Annotated in this window: 21 protein-coding genes; 12 read left to right on the forward strand and 9 right to left on the reverse strand. The window is 67.7% G+C overall.

The window, feature by feature from the left end; translation table 11 throughout:
• The 3 genes from QHF89_RS36785 to tnpA all read right to left on the reverse strand — a co-directional run.
• Positions 1 to 557 (reverse strand): IS66 family transposase zinc-finger binding domain-containing protein (locus QHF89_RS36785; protein ID WP_284721398.1); only part of this gene is annotated, 557 nt, incomplete at its 3' end.
• A 148-nt stretch (positions 558 to 705) separates the two neighbouring features.
• Positions 706 to 1080: an IS66 family insertion sequence element accessory protein TnpB gene (gene tnpB / locus QHF89_RS36790; RefSeq protein WP_136936357.1), complete on the reverse strand. Its 375-nt coding sequence runs from the start codon at positions 1078 to 1080 to the stop codon at positions 706 to 708.
• Complete coding sequence (gene tnpA, locus QHF89_RS36795) at positions 1080 to 1445, reverse strand: IS66 family insertion sequence element accessory protein TnpA (protein ID WP_284721399.1); 366 nt, start codon at positions 1443 to 1445, stop codon at positions 1080 to 1082. The genes tnpB and tnpA overlap by 1 nt, the downstream gene beginning before the upstream one ends.
• A gap of 158 nt (positions 1446 to 1603) precedes the next feature.
• Here tnpA and QHF89_RS36800 point away from each other — a divergent pair, with 158 nt between their 5' ends.
• The 5 genes from QHF89_RS36800 to QHF89_RS36820 all read left to right on the forward strand — a co-directional run bounded on the left by QHF89_RS36800 (position 1604) and on the right by QHF89_RS36820 (position 6160).
• A complete protein-coding gene (locus tag QHF89_RS36800) occupies positions 1604 to 1963 on the forward strand; it encodes a carboxypeptidase-like regulatory domain-containing protein (RefSeq protein ID WP_136972136.1) in 360 nt (119 codons plus the stop codon).
• A 265-nt stretch (positions 1964 to 2228) separates the two neighbouring features.
• The gene (locus QHF89_RS36805; RefSeq protein WP_136972137.1) at positions 2229 to 3047 is read left to right on the forward strand and encodes a hypothetical protein; all 819 of its coding nucleotides are present in this window, start codon (positions 2229 to 2231) and stop codon (positions 3045 to 3047) included.
• A gap of 83 nt (positions 3048 to 3130) precedes the next feature.
• A complete protein-coding gene (locus tag QHF89_RS36810; RefSeq protein WP_136972138.1) occupies positions 3131 to 4774 on the forward strand; it encodes a long-chain fatty acid--CoA ligase in 1644 nt (547 codons plus the stop codon).
• Positions 4775 to 4782: 8 nt separating this feature from the next.
• Entirely contained in the window at positions 4783 to 5331 is a 549-nt protein-coding gene (locus tag QHF89_RS36815; RefSeq protein ID WP_136972139.1) for a hypothetical protein, read from the forward strand.
• A gap of 220 nt (positions 5332 to 5551) precedes the next feature.
• The gene (locus tag QHF89_RS36820; protein ID WP_136972140.1) at positions 5552 to 6160 is read left to right on the forward strand and encodes a hypothetical protein; all 609 of its coding nucleotides are present in this window, start codon (positions 5552 to 5554) and stop codon (positions 6158 to 6160) included.
• A 68-nt stretch (positions 6161 to 6228) separates the two neighbouring features.
• Here the strand turns inward: QHF89_RS36820 and QHF89_RS36825 are convergent, their stop codons facing one another.
• Together QHF89_RS36825 and QHF89_RS36830 are read right to left on the reverse strand one after the other, a co-directional pair.
• The gene (locus tag QHF89_RS36825) at positions 6229 to 6714 is read right to left on the reverse strand and encodes a GreA/GreB family elongation factor (protein WP_284721400.1); all 486 of its coding nucleotides are present in this window, start codon (positions 6712 to 6714) and stop codon (positions 6229 to 6231) included.
• Between the two features lie 7 nt (positions 6715 to 6721).
• Positions 6722 to 7414, reverse strand: a complete 693-nt coding sequence (locus tag QHF89_RS36830; RefSeq protein ID WP_136972141.1) for a class I SAM-dependent methyltransferase — start codon at positions 7412 to 7414, stop codon at positions 6722 to 6724.
• Positions 7415 to 7502: 88 nt separating this feature from the next.
• On the opposite strand from QHF89_RS36830, the gene QHF89_RS36835 reads away from it, so the two are divergent.
• The 6 genes from QHF89_RS36835 to QHF89_RS36860 all read left to right on the forward strand — a co-directional run bounded on the left by QHF89_RS36835 (position 7503) and on the right by QHF89_RS36860 (position 16875).
• On the forward strand, positions 7503 to 8189 hold the full coding sequence (locus QHF89_RS36835; RefSeq protein ID WP_284721401.1) for a hypothetical protein: 687 nt from the start codon (positions 7503 to 7505) through the stop codon (positions 8187 to 8189).
• A 40-nt stretch (positions 8190 to 8229) separates the two neighbouring features.
• Positions 8230 to 9252: a lysylphosphatidylglycerol synthase transmembrane domain-containing protein gene (locus QHF89_RS36840; protein WP_284721402.1), complete on the forward strand. Its 1023-nt coding sequence runs from the start codon at positions 8230 to 8232 to the stop codon at positions 9250 to 9252.
• Positions 9253 to 9283: 31 nt separating this feature from the next.
• Complete coding sequence (locus tag QHF89_RS36845; protein WP_136972143.1) at positions 9284 to 9874, forward strand: Uma2 family endonuclease; 591 nt, start codon at positions 9284 to 9286, stop codon at positions 9872 to 9874.
• Position 9875: 1 nt separating this feature from the next.
• Positions 9876 to 11858, forward strand: coding sequence for a sulfatase (locus QHF89_RS36850; protein ID WP_136972144.1), 1983 nt, complete (start codon positions 9876 to 9878; stop codon positions 11856 to 11858).
• Between the two features lie 46 nt (positions 11859 to 11904).
• On the forward strand, positions 11905 to 14304 hold the full coding sequence (locus tag QHF89_RS36855) for a hypothetical protein (protein ID WP_136972145.1): 2400 nt from the start codon (positions 11905 to 11907) through the stop codon (positions 14302 to 14304).
• A 144-nt stretch (positions 14305 to 14448) separates the two neighbouring features.
• Positions 14449 to 16875 carry a hypothetical protein gene (locus tag QHF89_RS36860; protein ID WP_136972146.1) on the forward strand — a complete coding sequence of 809 codons (2427 nt, stop codon included), beginning with the start codon at positions 14449 to 14451 and terminating at the stop codon, positions 16873 to 16875.
• Positions 16876 to 17225: 350 nt separating this feature from the next.
• Here the strand turns inward: QHF89_RS36860 and QHF89_RS36865 are convergent, their stop codons facing one another.
• Positions 17226 to 17372 (reverse strand): hypothetical protein, encoded by a 147-nt coding sequence (locus tag QHF89_RS36865; RefSeq protein ID WP_284721403.1) that lies wholly within the window; start codon positions 17370 to 17372, stop codon positions 17226 to 17228.
• A 29-nt stretch (positions 17373 to 17401) separates the two neighbouring features.
• Between QHF89_RS36865 and QHF89_RS36870 the strand changes: the two genes are divergently transcribed.
• Positions 17402 to 18229, forward strand: coding sequence for a hypothetical protein (locus QHF89_RS36870; protein WP_136972147.1), 828 nt, complete (start codon positions 17402 to 17404; stop codon positions 18227 to 18229).
• A gap of 126 nt (positions 18230 to 18355) precedes the next feature.
• Here the strand turns inward: QHF89_RS36870 and QHF89_RS36875 are convergent, their stop codons facing one another.
• From QHF89_RS36875 to QHF89_RS36885, 3 genes are all read right to left on the reverse strand, one after another.
• Complete coding sequence (locus QHF89_RS36875) at positions 18356 to 21145, reverse strand: hypothetical protein (RefSeq protein WP_284721404.1); 2790 nt, start codon at positions 21143 to 21145, stop codon at positions 18356 to 18358.
• Between the two features lie 112 nt (positions 21146 to 21257).
• Complete coding sequence (locus tag QHF89_RS36880) at positions 21258 to 21866, reverse strand: hypothetical protein (RefSeq protein WP_136972149.1); 609 nt, start codon at positions 21864 to 21866, stop codon at positions 21258 to 21260.
• A 6-nt stretch (positions 21867 to 21872) separates the two neighbouring features.
• Positions 21873 to 22925, reverse strand: a complete 1053-nt coding sequence (locus QHF89_RS36885; RefSeq protein WP_136972150.1) for an AAA family ATPase — start codon at positions 22923 to 22925, stop codon at positions 21873 to 21875.
• Between the last annotated feature and the right edge of the window lie 196 nt (positions 22926 to 23121).

The raw sequence follows: 23121 nt of genomic DNA on the forward strand, positions 1-23121 counted from the left end.
AGAAGGCCCGGCCCGGGGCGACCTCGCTCCATGACCTTTTCGCTCGGCGCGGCGACCACGCCCGCCTGGCACGCGGGGCAAGCGCGCTTTTCCCGATCCTCCTCGACCACCACGAACTGCGCCGGAATGAAGTCGAGGATCTCGCTCCGGATGTGCCCGATGCAGGTCTTTTCGGTGCCGCAGTCGGCGCACTTGCGCTCGGCTTCCGGCACGCGGACGACCTTCTGCTTGCGCGGAAGATGCGCGGGCAGCGCAGTGCGACCCTTGTGGGGCGGCGGGCGCTTCGGCTCGGGATTCGTCTTCTCCGGCGGAGGCTCATCCCCGATTGCATCGCGCGCCCCTTCCGGCGTGTCCTTGCCGAGCGCATCGAGCATCAACGTGAGCTGCTCCGCGCTGACCTTCTCGGTGCGGCGCCCGTAGAGCATCCGGAGCGCATTCTGCAGCCTCGCCGCGAGGGCCGTGTTTTCATCCCGCACCCGGGCCAAAAGGCCCATGACGACCTCGACGAGCTCGTCGACCCGCCCCTCCTCGGCCATCGACAGGAGCTTCGAGCGCACGTGGGCGAGGTCCTGGGGAGCGTTTGTCCGCGGGGAGGTCATACGCGCTCTGTATGCCTCGCGCGCCTGAATATCAAGCGAAAACGTCGCACCCTGGTTTGCCAACGGAGACTCGGGCGAACCTACGGCGGCTACGGAGGACGAGCCCTCACGCGTGTTGCCGCGGCTGCGGGAGGAGCCGAAACCGCTTGCGGCGCTGGGCGTCGCTCAGATCGATGCCTTCGAGGAGCAGGCCCAGCTCGGCGGCGTCAACCTCGAGGTGGCGGACCGCAGGCGACGCAGGCATGGGGAGGTGGAAGCGTCCACGTGCGAGCCTCTTGGCGATGATGCAATAGCCGGTGCGGTCCCAGAACAGCACGCGGATCTGATCCCCGCGACGATTCCGGAACACGAAGAGGTGGCCCGAGGTGGGATCCTGGCCGATGATCTGCGCCACGGCAGCCGACAGGCCATCGAAGCTCTTACGCATGTCCGCGGGCGTCGTGGCCACGTAGATACGCAACGCGGGCGGGAGCGTGAACATCAGCGCGGCTCCGAATCACGCAGCAAGCCGAGGACGCGCAGCAGCGTTTCCTCGTCGAATCCCGGGCTGACGCGCACCGCGTGTCGCTCGTCGACAACGATCTCCACGCCGCCACGGGCCAGAGGCGCGGCCTGCTCACGGGGCAACACGGCTTCGACGAGGTGAACGGGCAGGAATGCCGGAACCGACTCGGTGGGCGCGGTCGGCGCGTCCTCGATTGCTTCGCGTTTACGCAGCGACCAGCTCCACCAATGCAGGCTGTGCGCGTCGACCCCTACCTTCGCGCCAAACTCCCCCGCACGCAGGCCGCTGCGCTTCCAGCGCGCGACCAGCCGAGCCCACTGCTTCGCCGTCCTCCGTGCCATCCGTCCTCCAGACGCGTTGAGGGCAGGGTGAACGGCTGGCGCGGGGGCTCCAAGATGTAGTTGGCCGGGCGCTTACAACCGCCGCCACCTCCTCTGCCAGCGCCGCAACCCCACCTGACGGCCCCAACCGTCGACGAAGCTCGGGTAGCATCCCCCACATGCTCCGCCCCCTCCTCGCCTCCGCCACCCTCCTCTCCTTGCTCGCCCTCGCCGGCTGCGACGAATGCGGCGAAATCGATTGCACTTGCCTGCAAGGCGGCATCGTCGTGACCGTCGTCGACGCGACCACGAAACAGCCGCTCGTCGGGGCCAAGGTTGCCATTGGCAACGAACTCTGCCCCTCGAATGGCCCGGACCACGTCTGCAATGTCCCCGGCGGCACCTATTCGGTGCAGGTCTCCGCGACGGGGTATGCCGCGAAAACGGTCTCCATCGTATTGCCCGAGCCGCAGGGCGAGGGCTGCTGCGTCTGCGGCGACATCGTCGAGCAGACCGTCGAACTCACGCAGATGCCTTGAAAGGCGTCGTCACGATTCGAGTTCCATCCCCCCAAAATGGGAATCCTCGTTCGCCCCCGTGCGAACCGTCGTACGCTTTCCACGCGCAAGGCGCCGACGTGAAACCCGCACGAATATTCACGGCGAAGCTCAACAAAAATCGAGCTTTCTCAACGAGATAGCTTCGTCGAAGCCGTTGCCTTCGGCCTCGCGGCGATGGTATTCGTTCACGATTGGGAACGTCTCGGGTCATGAGGCCCCCACGATTCCCTCCCCATCGAGGCTCATGCTTAAACGAACCCTGCTCCTCACGGCCTTCGCCTCCCTCCTCGCCTCCCCTGCGCTCGCGCAAGGCCCGACCGGCGACACCGCCGCGCCCCCGCCTCCGCCGCCGGCCGACACCACCGCGCCCCCGGCCGACACCGCCGCGCCCCCCGCCGCGCCCGCCGCGCCCGCCGCGCCCGCTGCGCCCCCCAAGACCGAACCGAACGAAGAAACCCCCGAGGATCCGGGCGGCCGCGTTCGCTGGGGTGTCTCCGGCAACCTCGGGTGGCACGTCCCGCAATCGATGTTCACCATCGGCGGCGAGGGCCGCATCGGCTACCAGGTCTCGAACGTCTTCAGCGCGTACGCCGCCATCGGCGGCACCGGCGGCTTCGGGTTCAGCGCCGATGTCGGATTCGACGGCATCAACGTGGGCGTCTCGGCCATCTCGTACTGGTACGTCGGCGCCATTGCCGAGGCCATTTTCGGCAACCGATTCTACGTCGGCGGCGGCCCCGTCCTCGCGCGCGGCGCCCTCGGCGGCATCACCACCGGGGTCAGCCTCGACGGCGTCGCCGAGGTCACCGAAATCGCCTCCGCCGGCTTCAAGCCGGGCCTCAACCTTCGTTTTGGCCTCTCCACGGCGAACCCGAGCGGCCCCTCGCGCCGCCGCGGCGGCTTCAATATCGGCATCGACGCGCTCATGCTCTTCCACCCGAGCGCGCTTTTCGTGACCACACGCGCGGACGGGCCAAACGGCTCCGCGGGCGTGTCCGTCCGGGAGAACACGCTCGGCGTCTCCCTCATCCCCATGCTCACGCTCGGCTACGATTCGCGCTGAGCCGCCGCGACCCCTTCCGTTTTCGTCCGCATCCCGGCTACCATCGCCCCCGCCCGCTCCCCATCCTCGAGAGGAGGCGACCGATGCTTGCCGGACGCATGATGGACTTTCCCCTCACCCTCACGCATTTCCTCGAACGCGCGCGCACCTTCTTCGGTCGCAACGAGATCGTCTCGCGCCTCCCGGACAAGACCCTCGTCCGCAGCACGTACGGCGACTTCTACCGCCGCACGGCAAAACTCGCCGGCGCCCTCCATCGCCTCGGGGTTCGGCCGGGCGATCGGGTCGCCACGCTCTCGTGGAATCATCAGCGCCACCTCGAGGTCTACCTCGGCGCGCCGGCCATGGGCGCCGTCGTCCACACCTTGAACCTCCGCCTCCACCCGAACGAGCTCGGCTACATCGCCAATCATGCCGAGGACAAGGTCGTCGTCGTCGACCGTTCCCTCCTGCCGCTCTGGCGCAAGTTCGCCGACCAGGTCCGCTCGGTCCGCCACGTCATCGTCGTCCCCGACTGCCCCGCGCAGGGCGAACCCACGAGCACCGAAATCGATTACGAAGAGCTCATCGCCCCCGAAAAGGACGAATATCCCTGGCCCTCGCTCGACGAGCGCAGCGCCGCGATGATCTGTTACACCTCGGGCACCACGGGCAACCCCAAGGGCGTCGTCTACAGCCATCGCTCGACCGTCCTTCACACGCTCGTCGTGTGCAACGCCGATACCCTCGGCGTCCGCGAAGCCGACGCCGTCCTGCCCGTCGTCCCGATGTTCCACGCCGCCGCCTGGGGCCTGCCGTATGCGGCCGTCATGGCCGGCTCCAAGATCGTCTTCCCCGGCCCGCACCTCGACCCGCCCAGCCTGCTCGACCTCATCGCCGCCGAAAAGGTCACGATCGCCGCCGGCGTGCCCACGATATGGCTCGGCATCCTCCAGCTCCTCGATCAACACCCCGGCAAGTGGGACCTCTCCGCGATTCGCTCCACGGTCATCGGCGGCTCGGCCGCGCCCCCGGCGCTCATCGACGGCTTCAAGTCGCGGCACGGCATCGACGTCACCCACGCCTGGGGAATGACCGAGACGAACCCCGTCGGCACGCTCGCGCGCGTCAAACACGCTTTGTCCGACCGCGACGAGGCCACGAAGCTCGGGTGTAAAGCGTCGCAGGGGTATGCCGTGCCGTTCGTCGAGCAGCGGCACGTCGGCGAAGACGGCACGATTCTCCCGTGGGACGGCGAGACCATGGGCGAGCTCGAGGTGCGCGGGCCCTGGGTCGCCTCCTCGTATTTCGGCGGCGAGGGCCCCGACAGGTTCACGACGGATGGCTGGTTCAAGACGGGCGACGTCGTCACGATCGACCGCGAGGGGTATCTCCGCATCACGGATCGATCGAAGGACGTCATCAAATCAGGCGGCGAGTGGATCAGCTCGGTCGCGCTGGAGAATGCGCTCATGAGCCACCCGGCCGTGCTCGAAGCGGCCGTCTTCGCGGCGCGGCACCCGAAATGGACCGAGCGCCCGCTCGCGGCGATCGTGCTCAAGGAGGGCAAGGCCGCCACGAGGGACGAGCTCAATGCCCACATCGAGTCGAAGTTTGCGAAGTTCTGGCTCCCGGACGATTATGTCTTCATGGCCCAGATCCCGCGCACCTCGACCGGCAAGTTCCTGAAGACGAAGCTCCGCGAGTTGTACGGCGACCACCTCGAAAAGAAGGGCGCCGCGGAGTAACCTTGCGCATGCGTCCCTCCCTGCTCCTCGCGCTCGTCGCTTGCGGCGGCGCACCGCCCCCGGAGAGGCCGGCCGTCCACGTCGCGACGGCGCGCGCCTCGTTTTCCTCCACCGGGGCGCTCGTCGCCGAGCCGCTTCGGGATCCCGCGCCGTGCACGCGTGTCGCCGAGCTCGTGCGGATCGAGCGCGTGTCCGAGCCGGAGAACGGCATCACGCTGACCCCGGATCCCGGCATGGGGCAGAAGTCGATTCATTTCGAGGGCTCGCTGAACGGCGACCGCTTCCCCGACCTCATCCTCTCCTTCAACGATACCATGGGCAGCACGCATGAATGCATGAGCGGCGTCTACCTCGGCTGCGGCGAGGGGGAATACCTCCCCGTATGGGGTCCCGAATACGCCTTCGATCTGAAGGTCACCGACACCGAGACGGCGAATGGCTATCGCCTGATCCAGCACATCTCACGAGCGGGCGAATTCGAGGCGATCGTCACCGACCTCCACTTCGACGGACAATCGTACCACCCCGCGCCGGGAGAAACGCCTCCCCGCCCCTAGGTCTACCTCCACCGTTTCTGAGGCCACGCTCCTCCAGCGTCCGTAGGCCCTCCGCGTCGCGTGCTCGTTGGGCAACGCGGAGCGGCCTGCGGCGGCATCCCCGCCTACATCTGGCGCCGGCCGACGAAATTCGGGGGGGCATGCAGAATGTCTGCGACGAACGGATCCCCCGAGCATCTTCGGTACGACGCCACGGATGGATGGCGCTCAGGAGGTCTTGATGGTCCGCTCTTCGTCGCTTGTTTTTGGTGTGCTCTTGTCGACGCTCCTCGTTGCGTTCGTGGCCTGTGGGGGGGAGGGCGACGCTGACCCCGGGCCCACCGGCGGCGCGGGTCCCGAGCAGGGCTTCACGTCGTGCGGCAATTTCCCCGACATGGTCGCGAAGTCGTGTCAGCCAGGCCAATATTGCGCGGACGCGGCGTTCTCCGATTGCAAGGCCGGGTGCCTCTCGAACGTGAACTGCGCCTCGGACCAGACGTGCCAAAAGGCGGCGGGGGAGACCACGGGGGCGTGCCAGAACAACATGACCACCACGTCGAGCTCGAGCGCGAGCTCGAGCAGCAGCGGAGGCGGCGGCGGCAATAACCTGGCGAGGTGCCAAGACGCCTGCAAGAAGATGCTACAATGCGGGCTCCTGGACGCCGCGGACGGCGCCCAGTGCACGAATGACTGTAGCGAGGCTTCGGACGTGGAGCAAAAGACCATCGCGGATTGCGTCGAGCCGTGGACGTGCAACGCGCCGATCCCTGGGTGCCTCGATCCGATCGTGTGCGGGCCGAGTTATCCCTGCCCCGCCGGTCAGGATTGCCTCGCCCATACCTGCCTGTGAACCTCGAATGAAGCGATCGGGGTGACGCGCTCATCAGCGACGCGAAGGTCCAGGAGATCGTCCGCCAACTAAACGACGCTCTCCACCTCGTACACCTTCGTCCCCTGCGGCGTCGGCACCTCCGCTTCATCCCCCTCCGACAAACCCATCAACGCCGCGCCGAGCGGGCTCGTCGGCGTCACCACCTGCACCTCGGTCCCGCCCACCTTCACGCGTTGCCCGCCCGCCGCGGGGAGCACGAAGCAAACGAGCTTCGCGCCCCGGTGCACCAAGGTCACGAGCGCCGTCGCGGCGATCCCGTCCCCGTCTGCAAATGCGCGCACATAGATCGCGCCGAGGAGCGCGAGCGACCGTTCGAGCTCCCGCGCTCGCTCGGCCTGGCCGCGCGCGATGTAGGACGCCTCGGTCGAGCGCATGTCCTTGTCGTTCTCGGGCTTGTTTTCCTCGTGGGACGCGGCCGCGGCCGCCTCCGACGCGATCCGCGCCATCGTGGCGAGCTCCTCCGAAAGCCGCGCGCGAAGCTCCTTCAGGAGGGCTTGTTTGTCGAGCTGCACGGCCCCATCAAGCCACGGACGCCCCACCCCCCGCAAGCGCCACGCGGTACACGACGCCCCATTTTTCCGCCGTCCCCTCCACGTCGTCGATCACGGGAACCCGATACCGCGTGATCTCCTCGATCCCCTGGTTCGGCAGATACGCGCGCCCCGGATCCCCGAGCAGCACCGTCCGCCCCTCGCCTGCCCGCGCGCGGAGCCACGGGAACACGACGCGTGTCATCACCGCGTCGTAACAAACGTCCCCCGCGAGCACCACCTCCGCCCCCTCGGCCCAGGCGGGCAAACCCGCCCCACCCAGCAGGTCCTCGACGTGCGCCTCCACGGCGACCCCCCCGTCCTCCGCGTTCCTCGTGATCGCCACGGCGGCCAGCGAATCCGTGTCCACCGCGACCACCCGCCGCGCCCCCGCGCGCGCCGCTGCGATCGCGCAAAGCCCCGAACCCGACGCGAGATCGAGCACGACCTTGCCACGCACGAGCTCCGGCCGATCGAGCACGAGCCGCGCGATCGCTTGCCCGCCGGCCCAGGCGAACGCCCAGAAAGGCGGCTCGATCCCGTGCGTCCGGAGAAATGCCTCCGTGGCGCGCCAGAGCGGCGTCACCTCCGTCGCGAGCCGGAGCCGGATCTCGGGCAGCAGCGGCGGCGCGCACGACGCCGTGTTTTCCTCGATGAATCGCCTCGCTTCGGCCTCGCGCATGAACGCGCGCGAGCGTACTCGATACTTGACGCCTGCGCGGAAAAAAGGTCAGTAGGGACCGATGTGGGCAAACGCGCGTCCTGCCATTGTGACCCTCCTCGGCCTCTTCGTCGCCGCCTGCGCGCCTGCGAAGCCTGCGGAGAGCGCGGCCGGCGCGTCGCCCACGGTCTCCGTCGCGGCGACGGAGCCGAGCGGCGAGCCTGTCGGACCGGACGTCGCGAGCCCCGGCGATCAGTTCGAGCTTTTGATCGGGGGCAAGGTCTACTCCGTGGCCGACGGCAAACCTTTCGAGGTGCAGATCGGCGGCGAGCGTATCGAGGCCACGATCCGCTCGAAGCAGGTCCTGCAATACGAGGGGAACGGGATCTCCTTCCGTTATCCGAAAGAAATGACCCTGGAGGAGGAGCGCTCCACGGGCGTCTCGAGCATCACCGTCGAGGCGGCCGATTCGACGTTCCTGATGATCCAGGTCTATACGGTGGACGTCGACCCCGCGACGCTGAGCCAGTCGCTCGTGGATGGGATCGAGAAGGAGATGCGCTCGCGCGGCGGCCAGTTTCACCCGGGCAGCGGCAGCAGCGTGCACAGGCGCCTGCGGGGCGAGAACGTCGAGGGGACGCGGCTCGAGTTCACGCTCGCGAAGGAGTCGATGCAGACCGAGATCTACGTCCTGCGCAAGAACAAGCTCATCATCTCCGTGCTGATCCAGCGCTCGGACGACGACACGATCATGGCGGAGCGCCGCTTCAAGGTGATCACGGACTCGCTCCGGTAGCCTTGACAGGCGCCGCTTCGTGCGAGAAACCGAGGCGCCCGTGAGCGACCCCTCCCCGAACGAGCCCACGAAACAAGCCGCGCCGCGCTCGCTCGTGCGGCTCGCCGTGCGCCTCGTGGGCCCGGTCCTGCTCGTGGTCGTGCTCCTGCGCATGCGCGACACGCGCGCGGCGTGGGATGCGCTCGCCTCGGCGTCGCTCCTGCCGCTCGGCCTCGCTTTTGCGCTGAACGCGGCGAGCTACTGGCTCAAGATCGTCCGCTCCGACGTCCTGCTCTCGGCGCGCGGCTACGACTACCCGCGCAAGCGCGCCTGGCTCGGCTTCCTCTCGTCGGTCTTCGTCGGCATGTTCACGCCGGGCCGCGTGGGCGACGTCCTCCGCGCGCAGTACTTCCGCCACGACCTCGGGATGCCTTATTCCGAAGGGATCGCGGTCGTCGTGGTCGACCGGCTCTGCGACCTCTACGTGCTCGTCGCGTTCGTGGCGGTGGGCGTCGCGCGATGGAGCTCCGTCGTCGTCGGGGATCTCGCGCTCTTCACGTGGGCCGGCGTGCTGCTCGCGGCGCTCGGCCCGCTCGTCCTCTTCGTCCCCTCGTTCGCGCAGACGGCGATGCGGGCGCTTTACAAGAAAATGCCCGGCGACCCCACGGGCGAGGGATTTGATCGTTTTCTTTTGGCCCTGCGCGCCCAGCGCCCGCGGCACCTCGCGTCCGCGGTCGTGCTCACGCTCCTCGCATTCGGCGTCAATTACCTCCAGGGCTATTTGATCGCGCAATCGCTGCACCTCGACCTGGCCTTTTACGACGTCGTCTGCCTGCTCGCGGTGGCGAGCTTGCTCGGCCTCCTGCCGATCTCGGTCTCGGGCCTCGGCGTGCGCGAGCTCTTCTTTTCGGAGGTCTTCCCGGCGCTCGGCCACCCCGGGGACGCGGGCTTGATCTACGGGCTCGTGGTGTTCCTCGTGATCTACGTGGGCGTGGCGGCGATGGGGTTTGTCGGGTGGTATTTGGCGCCGCCGCCGCTCGGAGACAAACCCGACGCGCGGAGCACGGCGGGGGCGGAGCGCTGACCGCCCGTGCGGGATGTGGTAGGATCCAGGCATGAACGCGTTTCCGGCGCGCAAGCAGGACGAAGAGGAGCGGAACACGCCCGAAGTCGAGGCGGCGTTCGAGGCGGTGCCGGAGGGGCAGATCGCGGAGATCCTCGACGGCGAGCTGCACGTGCAGCCGCGGCCGCGGTCCACGCACAGCCTGGCCGCGACACAACTCACCTCTTCGCTTGGTCCCTTCCGCCCGCGCGGCGATGGGCCGGGGGGCTGGGTCATTCTGTACGAGCCGGAGCTGCACCTCGGCCCGCGGCCGGACAAGCTCGTGCCGGATCTCGCGGGGTGGCGCCGGGCGCGGATGCCCGAGCTGCCGGACGTGCCGGCACTGACGCTCCCGCCCGACTGGGTCTGCGAGGTCATCTCCCCCAGCACGCAAGCGATCGACCGGGGGAAGAAGATGCGCATGTATCGGCGCGAGGGGGTCGAGTACCTGTGGTTCGTCGATCCTGCCGCGCAAATGGTCGAGATGTTCCGGCTCGTCAATGAACGCTGGTCACACCTCGACACGTACGAAGGTGATATCCGTGCGCGGCTCGAACCTTTCGAGGCCATTGAAATCGACATCGGCGTTCTCTGGGCCCGGTGAAGTGAACGAACCGACTCCCCCTCGCCTCTCCGTCTCCGGCCCCGACGCGATCCTCCTCGCCTGGATCACCGCGGCCATCACGAATGCGATCACCATCGCGCGGTCCTTCCGCCTGCCGCCGCGCCTCCTCACGCGCGTCCTGCACCACGCCTTCGACACCGGCCATTTCCTCGCCCTCGGCCTCGCCGGGGCTGGCCTCATGGGCCTCTACGTTCGGTTTGGCCACACGCGGAGGCGTTCGTCCGCCGCCGTGTTCGTCGTCCTCTCGCTCGCCCTCGGCGCCCTCGTCTTGCCTTCGGACCTCGCGACGGCCGCCGAGCGCCACGCCTCGGGCCAGGCGGCCTGGGTCGAGCCGGCGCTGCTCGTCCTCGCCGTCGGCCTCCTCGCGCTCACCGTCCCGCTCGCCGTCCTGCTCGGCCGCCTCGCCGCGCGCCCTTATCTCCGCTGGCTCGCCCTCGCCGCCGCCTGCGCGCTCCTCTCGGCGAACCCCGTCCTCCTCCAGGGCGATTATGCCGGCGCGCGCCTCTTCGTCGCCTTCGCCGCCGCGGCCCTCTTCGCCGCCGCCCTCGCCGGCGCCGCCTTGCCCGCGCGCCTCGTCCCCTTCGTCGCCCGCCTGCGCCCGCTCCGCACCCCGTTCCTCGCCGTCGCCTCGCTCGCCGCGGCCGCCTCGCTCGTCGTCGCCCCGCGCCCCACCGTCGCGCTGGCCCTGCAAAGCCCGACCGGATCGCTGCTCCCGCCCTTCCTCGGGCCCCTCCACGAGGACGCGATCGTCGACGACGCCCCCATTCCCCCCGAAATGGCCCCGTGGTTCACCGACCGCAAGGACGCGCCGCCCGTCCCGCCCAGCGCGCCCCCGGTGTTGCCGACCCACCCCGTCGTTTTCCTCTTCAGCATCGATTGCCTCCGGAACGACCTCCTCGCGTCCGGGAAATACGACGAAAAGCTCCCCACCCTCGCCGCCCTCCGCCGCGAAGGCGTGTATTTCCGCAACGCGCGCTCGCCCGGCGCGCAGACCGTCTACAGCCTCTCGGCGCTCTTCGCCGGCACCTACTTCTCGCAACAATACTGGACCCCTTCGACCGGCGACGTCCACGGCCTCTGGCCCGAGAACGACCCCACCCCGCGTTTCCCCGAGCTGCTCCGCGCCAAAGGCGTCACCACCGTCACCTTCGCCGGCGCGCCCTGGCTCGTGAATCGATATGGCATCGTGCGGGGGTTTTCCGAAGAGACCTTCGTCCGCCCCGTCGGCAACCATTTCACCCTCGCCAAGCACCTCGTCGATGCGACCCTCCGCCGCCTCGTGGCTACGCGCGGCGAGCCCTTGTTCCTGTACATCCATTTCCTCGACGCGCACGCCCCCTACGACCTCGCCGGCAGCTCCGGCCCCGAGCTCGATCGGTACCTCGGCGAGCTTGCCCTCGTCGACGCCGAGATCAGCCGCATCGTCCGCATGGTCGGGGCCTCCCCGCTCGTGGACCGCACAGCCTTCGTGGTCACGAGCGACCACGGCGAGGCCTTCGGCGAGCACGGCCAGTACCGCCACGCGAACTCCCTCTACGACGAGCTCTTGCGGGTCCCCGTCCTCGTCCAGGCCAAAGGCCTCACGCCGCGGGTCGTCGACGAGCCCGTCACGCTCGTCGACCTCGGCCCGACGATCCTCGACCTCTTCGGCGCCGCGACGCCCGGCACCTTCCTCGGCCAGAGCCTCGTGCCGTTCCTGCGCGGCGAGAGCCCCACGCTCACGCGCCCGCTCCTCGCCGAGACCCGCATGAAGCGCGCCCTCGTCCTGCGCGACGGCACCAAGGTCACGGTCGACGATCGAAGCCGCACCCTCGAGCTCTACGACCTCACCTCCGATCCGGGCGAGATGCGGAGCCTCGCGGACGACCCCACGCGCCTCGTCCCCCCGCTCTCGCTCCTGCGCCGTTTCCTCGCCACGCACACCTTGCGCCGCGAGGGTTATGTCATCCCCTATCGACGATGAGCCCTGCTTGACGCCGTCCCCCGAGGCAGGTACGCCCTCGCCCTCCATGGAATCGGGAGAGGCTCGGATCCAGGGCCGCGCGGGCGGGCGCCTCGGCAGCGCCGCCGTCGCCCTCGTCCTCCTCGCCGGGATGGCCTATTTCGGCAAGGTCGTCCACGCCCACTATCCGATCCAGCAATGGCTCGTCTGGCATTACGCCGGCATGTGGCTCGGCGTGCTCGTCGTCCTCGCCGGCGCCTACGGCCTCGGCCATGTCCTCGTCCGGCGCGCCTTTGGCCTCCGGCTCCCGCTCCTCGAACACGCCATCACGGCCTTCGCCGTCGGCATCTTCGGCTACGAAATCCTCGTCTTCCTGGCGGGCCTTCTCCAGCTTTATCGCGCGCCCACGTTTTTCGTGCTCCCGCTCGGCCTGCTCGCTGCCGTCTCCGTGCCCCTCGCGCGCCACCTCGCGCACGTGCGCCGTGTCCTCGCGCGGGCCTCGCGGCGCGCGCCGCCCCTTGGCAAAGGGGCGATCCTCGCGCTCGTGTTCGGCTGCCTCGGCCTCGGGCTCTTGTATTTCAACATCCTCACCCCGCAGAACGTCCAGTTCGACGCGCGGTGGAAGCACATGGCGATCGCCGAGGATTACGTGCTCCACGGCGGCATCCACCCTTCGGCCGAGGGCTGGGTCTTCTCGGCGCGCCCGCATTTCAGCTCGTATCTCTACACCTGGGCCTTCCTCCTGCCCAAGGCCCGCCTCTTCGACCGGATGGTCCTCGCGGCCCACCTCGAATTCGCGGCCTTTCTGTTCACCACCGTCGTCGGCATCCCCGCGCTCGTCCGGCGCCTCGTCCGGGGCGCCGATCCTCGCTGGATCTGGGCCGTCCGTTTCCTCTTCCCGGGCGTCCTGCTCTACGACAGCTCCGTCAGCGGCGGCGCCGATCACCTCGGGGCGATGTACGCGGTCCCGATCGCGCTTTGCACGTTCCGTGTCCTCCGCGATTTCGATCCGCGCCGCGCCGCCCTGCTCGGCGTCCTCGCGGCCGGCGCGGCGCTCACGAAGGAGACCGTGGCGATCATGCTGGTCCCCTTCCCGGCGCTCGCGCTGCTCGTCCAGTCGATCCGCGCGGCCCGAAACAACCGCCGCGCCCTCCTCGCTCCGCTCGCCTTTGGCCTCGCCGCCCTCGTCGCCACCTCGCCGCTCTGGCTCAAGAACTTCGTCTTTTATGGCGACCCCGTTTATCCCCTCTCGCATCGCTTCCTGAACCTGCACCCGTTCTCCGAGGACGCCGCGTATCGATTCCAGTACGGCTATCTCGAAGGGAAGATGTGGGCGCCGACGCGGGACCTCGCGGGCCTCGCCGAGACGGCGAGCTCGCTCTGGCTCTTCTCGTTTCTCCCGAACGACTGGGGGAAATTCCACGGCGACGTCCCCGTCTTTGGCTCGCTCTTCACGCTCCTGCTGCCGGCCTTGCTCCTCGTGCGCGTGGACCGGCGCGTGTGGTTCCTCGTCGCGTGGATCCACGTGGCGATCTTCGCGTGGTACTCCGTCCACCACCAGGACCGTTACCTCCAGGGGCAACTCCCGCTGATGACGGCCGTCACGGCCGTGCTCCTGCTCTCGCTTTATCGCTCGTTCGGCCGCCCCACGCGGGCCGCGCTCTTCGGGCTCGTGGGATTGCAGGTCGTCTGGGGCGGGGACGTGTATTTCATCCAGACGCACGTCCACGCGAAATCGCCGCCGAAGCAGGTGATCGACCTCCTGAGCGGCGGGTTCGACCAGAAGTACACGGATCGTTTCGCCGTCCAGGCGCGCTTCCAGAACATCGGCGCCGAGGTCCCGCCGGGTTCGCGCCTGCTCCTGCACCTCATGCACGTGCACCACGGCCACCTCGGCACGGGCCATCGCACGGTGCTCGACAATTACCTCTGGCAATTCGGCATCGAATACGGCCGCGCCGGCTCCCCCGAGGGCGTGCGCAAGCGCCTCCGCGCGCTCGGGGTCACGCACGCGTTCGTCGCGCCCGAAAAAGAGAGCGACGGCTCGAACTCGATCGCGGCCGACATCCTGTTCTGGGAATTCGCGCAAAGCGGGCTCGCAGAGCGCCGCGTCCTGGAGGGCGGCGTCCTCGGCCGCGTGACGGACACGCCGATCACGGCTCCGTTCCACGACGCGGCCCTCATCCTCGGCTGCACGAAGGACGCGCCGCCGCGTGGGCTCTATCGCGTGAACGACCTGCACGTCTTGCCGTATGGCCCGAAGGCGCTCGACTTCCCAGCGTCCGAGGCCGAGGCCGCCACGAAGGAGGCCGCGGAGCGGCTGATTCCGACTGCGGAATACGTGATCCTCGAGAAACAATGTTACGAACAGAAGCCCGCCGCGCTGCTCCAGAGCTTCGAGCTGCTCGTCGAGCGCAGGAGCAGCGGCGCCTGGAAGAAGCTCGAGATCTGGGCGCGGAAGCGCTGAGCGGCGACCTTTGCGCTTGATCTTCCACGGAGCGGGCCCACGTGAGGCTTGACTCACGGGGGGTCGGGGAGTACTCCGCCCCGGGCGATGGAGTCGGAGTCGGCCCCAACTGTACCGTCCGCTGGATCACGCGCGCTCGACGTCGTGCGTACCCACCTCCGCGGGGCCCTCGCCACGACGATGCTCGTGGCCGGGATCGCCCTCTTCGGGTGGGTCGTCCACCGGCATTATCCCATTCCGAAGTGGCTGTTCTGGCGTTACGCCGGTTACTGGCTCGGCGCGTTGGTCGTCGGGACCGCGAGTTACGGGATCGGCCACGTCCTCGTCGAGCGTGTCTTCCGCCTCCGCCTGCCGCTGCTCGAACACGCCGTCTTTTCGTTCGTGCTCGGCATATTCGGATTCGAGACCACGATGTGCCTCGTCGGGGCGGCGCAGGGCTATCGCAAGCCCGCCTTCTACGCCGTCCCCCTCGTGCTCCTCGCCGCCGTGGCCTGGCCGCTCCGCCGCCACGTCGCGCACGTGCGGAAGGTCCTCGCCCGCACGGCCCCCACGCGCCCCGCGCTCGGCTGGTCCACGCTCGCCACGGTCTTCGGCGTGCTCGGGCTCGGGATGGTGTATTTCCTCGTGCTCACCCCGCACAACGTCCAGTTCGACGCGCGGTGGAAGCACATGGCGATCGCGGAGAACTGGGTCGCCCACGGCGGCCTGTATCCCGCCGCCGAAGGCTGGGTCTTCTCCGCCCGCCCCCATTTCACCTCGTACCTCTACACGTGGGCCTTCCTCGCGCCGGGCCGCCTCTTCGACAAGATGGTCCTCTCGGCGCACCTCGAATTCCTGATCTTCGTGGTGACCACGGTCCTCGGCATCCCGGCGCTCGTCCGAAGGCTCGTGCCGAAGGCCGATCCGCGCTGGGTCTGGGCCGCGCGTTTCGTCTTCCCGGGCGTCTTCCTCTACGACAGCTCCCTCAGCGGCGGCGCCGATCACGCCGGCGCGATGTACGCCGTCCCGATCGCGCTTTGCCTCTTCCGCGTCCTTCGTGACTTCGATCCGCGTTTCGTCGTGCTCCTCGGCCTCTTCATCGGCGGCGCCGGGATCACGAAAGAGACGATCGTCATGATGCTCGGCGTGGCGCCGCTCCTGCTCGTCGGCGGCAAGATCCTCGTCGTGCTCGTCCAGAGCCTCCGCGGCAAAGCCACGCCGGAGCTGCGCCGCCGGGCTCTGCTTTCGCCGCTCCTCCTCGCCGCGGCGGGCCTCGTCGCGACCTCGCCGCTCTGGGTGAAGAACTTCCTCTTTTATGGGGACCCGGTCTACCCGGTCTTCAGCAAATACCTGCATGCGCACCCGCTCTCGGACCAGGCGCTTTATCGGTTCAAGTACGGTTATGCCGAGGGCCTGCTCTGGAACCCGACGCGGGACCTGCAGGGCCTGCGCGAGACGCTCCAGGCCCTCTTCACCTGGTCCTTCAGCCCGAACGACTGGCCCAAGTTCCACCGCACCGTCCCCGTCATCGGCTCGCTCTTCACGCTCCTGCTCGCGTGCCTGCCCTTCCTGAAGAACACGAAGCGGCTCTGGATCCTCGTCTTCTGGATCCACGTGGGGATCTTCGGCTGGTATTCAATCCACCACCAGGATCGTTATCTCCAGGGCTTGATGCCGCTCATGGCGGCGGTGACCGTGGCGATCGCGATCTCCCTGTGGCGCTCGTTCGGCGTGGCCGCGCGTGGCGCCCTCGGCATGCTCGTCGGCCTGCAGCTCATCTGGGGCGGTGACGTCTACTTCATCCAGACGCACGGCTTCGTGAAGACGCCGCTGAAATCGGCGATCGACCTCTTGAGCGCCGGCTTCGAGAAGAAATACGACGATCGTTTCGACATCCAGGAGGGCTGGCAGGACGTCGGAAACGCCATGCCAAAGGGCTCGCGCCTGCTCGTGCACATTTTCCTGAGCCACCATTTCCAGCTCGGGACGAACCGCGAGACGATCCTGGACATGTACCTCTTCCAGTACGGGATCGAATACGGCACGGCGAAGAACCCCGAAGGCGTGCGCCAGATGGTGAAGGACCTCGGCGCGACACACGTCTTCGTGCAGCCCGACAAGAAGGCCGACGGGATGAACTCGATCGCGGCCGACATCCTGTTCTGGGATTTCGTCCGGTATCTGACGAATCGAAAGACCGTGAACGAGGGCGTGCTCGGCGGCGTGCCCGACAAGCCGATCGAGGTGCCGTTCCGCGACACGGTGGCCGTCCTGAGCTGCTCGGCGAAGGCGCCCCCGAACGGCCTGTACAAGCTCTCGGACTTGCGCACGTTGCCCTACGGCCCGGACAACCGTCGCTTCGGCAAGCCCCTGCGCGCGGCGAACAACAAGGAAGAGGCCGCGGCGCTCCTGCCGATGGCCGAGTTCGCGGTCGTCGAGGACACCTGCTTCGACCCGAAGAACCTGCCGCCGGACCTGTCGCGCTCCTACGACTTGCTCGTCGAGCGCCGAGAATGGTCAGGCTTCCGGGCGATGGACATCTTCCGCCGCAAGGGCCACCTGCCGGCGGCGCCGGTGCCGCCCGGGCCTTAGGTCTTCTCATCGCAAGCCGCCGCGCCGGGGCGCTGCCCCGGTCCCCGCGGGGGCTGTTCGCCCCTCGACCCGAACCAGGCACGGCCTGGACCGAAGGTGGAAGAATTGCGCGATGCGCAGTTCTTCCAACGGGCCGGTGGCAAGACCATCGACGTGCGTCTCAAGCTGGCGAGGGGCACGTGGCCGGTTGAACCCGCAGCGCCGTGGTCTTGGCTGGCAGGATCGTCGACGGGCTTGACCTGGCGTGTTCGATGAACTGCGCGGTGCGCAGTTCATCGCCCCCCGAGTCCAGCGCTTGCGGGGGGTGAGCGGCCATCATTCGGCCGAAAAGCTCGTCGCGACACACACGTTCACGCGTGCTCTTGCTCGGAGGCATCGACCGCGGGGCGGGTGCCTACCCCCGAGGACGTCGTCTCCAGCTCGCCGGCCTCGAGCAGCGAGGGGAAGCCGCGCTCGACACCGGCCTCGTACTCGGCGCCCTCCTCGGCTTCGGGCATCGAGGCGGCACGGCGCTCGATAGGCCCCCGTGCTCGCCAGCCTTATGCTCGTCGCCCAGCTCGCAGGTTCCACCTCGTCGGCCACCAACATCGAGGCCGACAACGGAGCCGACTCGCAGGGGCCACTTTTCGGAAGCAAAGATGGTGCCGTGAGCATCTCTCCACCGACAAAAGAAATACATCTTCCTCTTACAAGGAACTACTACAGGACACGTTTGCCTGGTAACATGGGCCCACATGCGGAGGGCGGCATCATGGTACGTCAGGGATCGCTTCTGAGGACAAGAGGGCTGAGTTGCGCGCTTACGATCATGGTTGCGCTTGTCACGGGTTGCGCTGGGTTTGACCCGTCAGGGCTTATTCAGGTCAACGTCAATTCGCAATCGTCCGCCCCAACAGGCAAACCACCTACGGGGAAAGGCACATCGGAAGTCGCAGATGAACCGGCAAAGGTGCCCGGGAACGCGCCCGCCCAGTCAGGAGACTACACGACCGACTGGCAACTGATTGGTAGCAATTACAACCAACTTGAGTGGCGCATGACGGCCTTGAAGTTCACCGCCAAGGGAACCGTCGCCTTCCTCGAAATCAGGAACAATTCCGAGTCAGACGACTCATTCTTTGATTTTAAATCATCGCCACTTGCGATCATCGATGCTGCGGGGGACTATTACAAGCAAACGTCAAGCAGTGATCCTCCCGAGAATCTTCGACACAATGATGGCCACTGGTGGCTGGAAAGTGGTCGGTTGATACGGGCGAAAGTCACATTTCAAGCCATGCCATCGAACCGACGAAGCGGCAAAATACGTCGCGCTAACAGCAGTAGGGTTCAACCATTCGTGTTCGGACAATAGTCATTGCTCATTGTCGTGTGAGCGGCGAGCGGCCAAATATCCCCCGAACCCTCGCAGCCGTGACCGCGCTCGACATCGTCAGCCCGCGAGGGAGTGGGGGTGCGGGAATCGCTCGGTCCCTGGGCCCTAATTCGTCTTCAACTTCTCCGCATTGAGCACGAGCACGTCATCGGCGAGCACGTGGGCCCAGTTCCCCGCGGACTCGTCGACGATCACGACGCGCCCCTGCTTGCCCGCATACGCGCTCGTCGACAGCTCGGTCGGCCGGAAGATCTCGTCGTTCTTGCCGCAGGCCCGCGCCACGACGCGCCCGTCGACCTCCAGGCCCACGTACGTCTTCTGGCAATCCTTGCCGCCGGCCACGAGCACGTGCACCGGCTGGCCGTCGAGGGGCATCAGCGGCAACACGAGCTTGCCCTTCGCCGCATCCCCGCCGTGGTACCCGTTCACGAACGCGCGGCCGAGGAACCCCGTGACCTCCTGCTGGTTGCCTGTCGGGCCCGTCGTCGGCACCTTCCCGAATGCCGTGCCCGTCACCTCGCTCCCCGCGGGATACGCATCGTCGAAGCTGTAAACCACCGAGAACCGCGCCGCGAACGCGACCACGTCGGGATCCGAATCGGGTAGCTCCGTGCGCGCCGCGCGGAAAAGGTCGACCGCATTCGCCGACGTGCCCGACCGGAGCCGCGCGCGCACGTCGTCCTTCGTGCCGCCGGACCAATGAATCCCGTCGACGTAGAGGCCCATCCCCGGCGCCTTGTCCTCGTCGACGATCCGCAGCGTGGCGCGGCGGCCCTGCAAGTCCTGAATCTGCCAGGCCTCGGGCACGAGCTTCCGGTCGACGCGCGGGCGCGCCGTCCGCAGGGCCGCGCCGTCGACGACGAGCTCCACACGCAAGCCGGGGCTCGACCTGCCGCCGAGCGCGAATCGAAGCTCCGGCCGCGCGAGCACGCCGAGGTCGATCTCCAACGTCCCCATGTTGTCGCCCGCGTCCGGCAACGAGACGAGCAGGCTCTTGCCCGTCGCGCCCGAACGCCGGCTCTTCTCGATGCGCAGCCCCGCGCCGCGCATCACTGCGCCTTGCGGGAGGTTGCCCTCGAAATCGGCGACCTCGCCGAGCCGCGCCCGCAGCTCGCCGAGCAGCTTCTCCCGGTCCGGGTGGCGCTCCAGGAAGACCTGATAAAACTCCAGGGCATCGAGGATCTCGTTCCGCGTGCCCGTGCGCGTGACCGTCGCGATGTCGCGGGTCGGGTCCGGGAGCTGGGCGCCCTTGACGCCGCGGAGCACCTTCACGACCTCCGGATCCCAGCGAAGGAAATGGAACGAGTTGCCGTCGATGTTCGCGCGGGTCTTTTCTTTGTATTTGTCGCCCCAGGGATTGCCGAGGTCGACGACCGCGCCCTCGGCGAGGAAGTCCTCCAGCGTGCCGCGCTTCTCGTGCCCCGGCCGCCCGCGCTTCTCGATCGACTTGTGCGCGATGCGCCGGTTCGCGAGGCCATAGGCGTCGACGATCGGCAGATCCGCGTACCAGCCCACGAGGCCGATGCAATCGATCGAGAGGCGGGGCTTGAGCCCCCGGGCGACGAAGAGCTTGTGGATCCGCTGGCCCATGCCCGCGTACGTCGAGCCACTTTCGAGCGGGAACACGCTCTTCAGCGGGTAAAACGTGTTCTCCTCGGCGAGGTTCCAGCGCTTCTCGTAGGGCTTGAGCACGCGGACGGGCAGGACGGCGAGCGCGACGGCGAGCGCCGCGGCCGAGCCGAGCAGCGCACGGACCGGGAGCGCGGCCTCTCGCAGGCGATACCGGAGCGCGATCTCGGTGGAGGCCGCGAGGATCGGCAGGAGCGAGATGAAGAAGCGGTGCTCCATGAAATCGCCGCCGACCTTCACGACGTAGCGGCCGTAGACGAGGAGCGAGAGGAGCGCGAAGATCCGGAGCCGCGTCTCGGACCGATTGCGGGCCCGCCCCGAGAGCACGACGAGGAAGAGCGGGAGCCAGATCGCCGCGCCGCTCGTGAAGAGGAAATGCGTCGCGTAGATGAGGCCTTGCGACCAGTACGTCAGGTTGCCCGACTTCGCGTAATAGGTATTCGGAAAGAAATCGCCGTACGCGCGCCAGCGCCAGAGGAAATAGGGCACGTACAGGAGGACGAGCGGCGCGCCGTAGGCGAGGTACCGGCGGAGATCGAGGCGCTTCCAGAAGGGCCGCTCCTCGTGGTGGACGAGGTCCTCGGCGACGAGGGCGAGGCCCATGCATCCATACAGGAGCAGGTGATCGGGCCGCGTGAGGGCGGCGGCGACGAAGGCGAGCCCGGCGCCGAACGCGCCATTCTTGCGGAGCGAGGCCCACATGCCGACGGCCACGAGCATCGCGGCGGGCATGGTCTCGAGGCCCGACGACGCGAACGTGTAGAACGGGCGGCTCGCTGCGAGGCCGAGCGCGGCGAAGGGCACGATCGCGCCTTTGGGGCTCGCCTTGCGCACGACGAGCGCGACGAACACGATCGCGAGCGCGTACGACGCGAGGTTGCCGAAGAGCCCCGCGTGCGGGATGGAGACGCGGACCTTGGCGAGGAGGCCGAGCACCAGCGTCCACAGAAAGTTCGTGTACCCCTCGACCCACTCGCCCGGGTTGAAGACGAGCCCATCGCCCCGCGCAAAGTTGCGAGAATAGCGGAACGAAATGAACGCGTCGTCACAGAGCCATCGGATCTTCCACGCGAAGAAGAGCCCGGCGCCGAGGCCGCCGAGGAGGAAGACGGCGTAGAGGACACGCTTGACGGCGAAGGAGACGCGGCTGGCGAGGAAACGCTCGAAGAGAAGCAAGAGGGCCGCGCCGAGGATGAGACCGGCGAAGAGGGGCAAGCTGGCCAGGATGGCTTCGGCCGCGGCGACGACGATTTCGAGGAGCATCACGGAAAGTCCGGAGGCGTAAGGGCGGGATCCGGCGCCCCGCGGGGCGGAGACTAGTACATCCGGGGGGAAGTTCTAGGGGGTCGTGGGGGCCGCATCTGGCCCAAGGCCAGGCTCATCGCCGCCGGCGTTTGGGTCCCCCTCTTCCGGGGCTCTTCGCCTCCGGGGGAGGGGCGGCTGCGGCCGGCGTCTCCTCCTCGTCGAGCACGATGGGCACACCACGCGCGCGCGCCGTCCACTGATCGAGGAGCAAGACCGTCGTGAAGGGGCGCAGATCCAGGAGTTCGAGGCGGCCCTTGAGCCGGTTGAGGAGCGCGTCGCGCATCGACTGGAGCTCATAGGCCTGGTCGGGACGGGCCATCTTCAGCACGAAAGTCAGGCGGATGGCGCCCGCGCGCGTCGGCTTTTCGTGGGATGCGCTCGGCAGCATTCCCTTGATACCGTCCGCGTGGGGTAACCTGTAATAGATCGACCCCAGCAAGAGCAGGCAGTCCGTCGCCTTCTGGACGAGCTCACCCACGAGATCCGGGGGCAACGATTTGATGGAATAATCCTTCAGCTCCAGCAGGTGCACGATCTGCTGCGCGGGATCCCACCAGACGAAATCCATCTCGCCCAGGCCATACCGCTTGAAGTGCTCGACGAAATACGGCGCCGCTTCCAGCCGGACCGTGGTGTCCGGAGGGTCGAAGAGCAGCCCGGATTCCTCGATCAGCTTCGGCACGGCGGCTCAGGCTTCGTCGCGTTGGCCAAGCTCGAGCTCGAGCTCCTCGCGGTACATCCGTATCGATTCGTCGACGATGGGATTGCTGGGCATGCCGTGGCGAAGATCCCGCAGCATGGGCTTCACCTGGCCGTCTTCCCGCATCAGGGAGCAGAAGGGCACGGTCTCGTCGTGCTTCTGCGCCAGGATCTGGAGCTGCTTGATCACGAGGTAGCTATGCGTGGCGAGGAAGACCTGGACCCCTGCCTGACCGAGCTGGAAGAGCAAGCGAACGAGGATCCGGATGGCCCTCGGGTGCAGGTTGGTCTCGGGCTCGTCCAGGAAGAGGACCGAGCCCGGGACGAGGCTGCGGTTCTCGATGAGCGTCGTGAGAATGCCTATCTTCTTGATGCCGTCCGCCGTCTGCGGCATCCCATAGGATCGCTTCCCGCGCTCGAACGTGAACTCGTCGGAGCTCTGCGACTTCACGATCTTTCCGTCGAAGAGGTCTCGCAGCGCGGCGAGCACGTCGGAAAGGTCGGGCCCGATCTGGCCCTGCGTCGGCGGGACGCGCAGGAGCTTGATGAGGTCGTAATAGGTGTCGTCGAATCCAAAGATCTCGAGTCGCTCGCGCGTCACCGCGATGGCCGAGAACGTGGTCAAAATTTCCTTCGGCGGAATGAAAATCGCGCTGATGTCCCGCAAGGGCAAAGAATCGTGGCCGCCGCCCAGCACGATCGCTTTTCGATTCGGGACGCGACCCCACGAAAAGAAGTGGCCCGTTCCGCTGAAGGTCGTCTCGATCCTCGCGCTACGCGCGCCGTGATGGATGAGGGTTCCGAGCCCTCCGCGCGGCTGGAACGTCCAGCGCATCTTGGACGCGACGAGCGACCTCCAGGACGTCTCTTCGAGGCTGGGGAGCTGCTCCGCTTCGAGGCTCTTGGCGATGACGTAGAGCGCCTTCAGGAGGTGCGTCTTGCCCGTGTCGTTCTCGCCGACCACCACGTTGACGCGGCCCAGCTCGGACCAGGCAAAGTCCGCGAAAACCCCACAGTTCTTTAGATGCACATGGCTGAACAACGGAGTTCCTCGGTCCTTGGTGAAGCGGCCCGCAGCCTACCCCACCCGCACGCACAACGGGGAACGAATCCCTCACCCACCCCCGCCCACGCCCCGCAGCGCCCAGGTGACCCCTCACCTCCCCCCGCGCACGGCGTGACGCGCGAACACCCGACCCGATCCGCCCCCCCGCGCCCCGTGACCTCGACCCGATCAC

The organism is Polyangium sorediatum, from assembly GCF_029946465.1.
Classification (GTDB): Bacteria; Myxococcota_A; Polyangia; order Polyangiales; family Polyangiaceae; genus Polyangium; species Polyangium fumosum.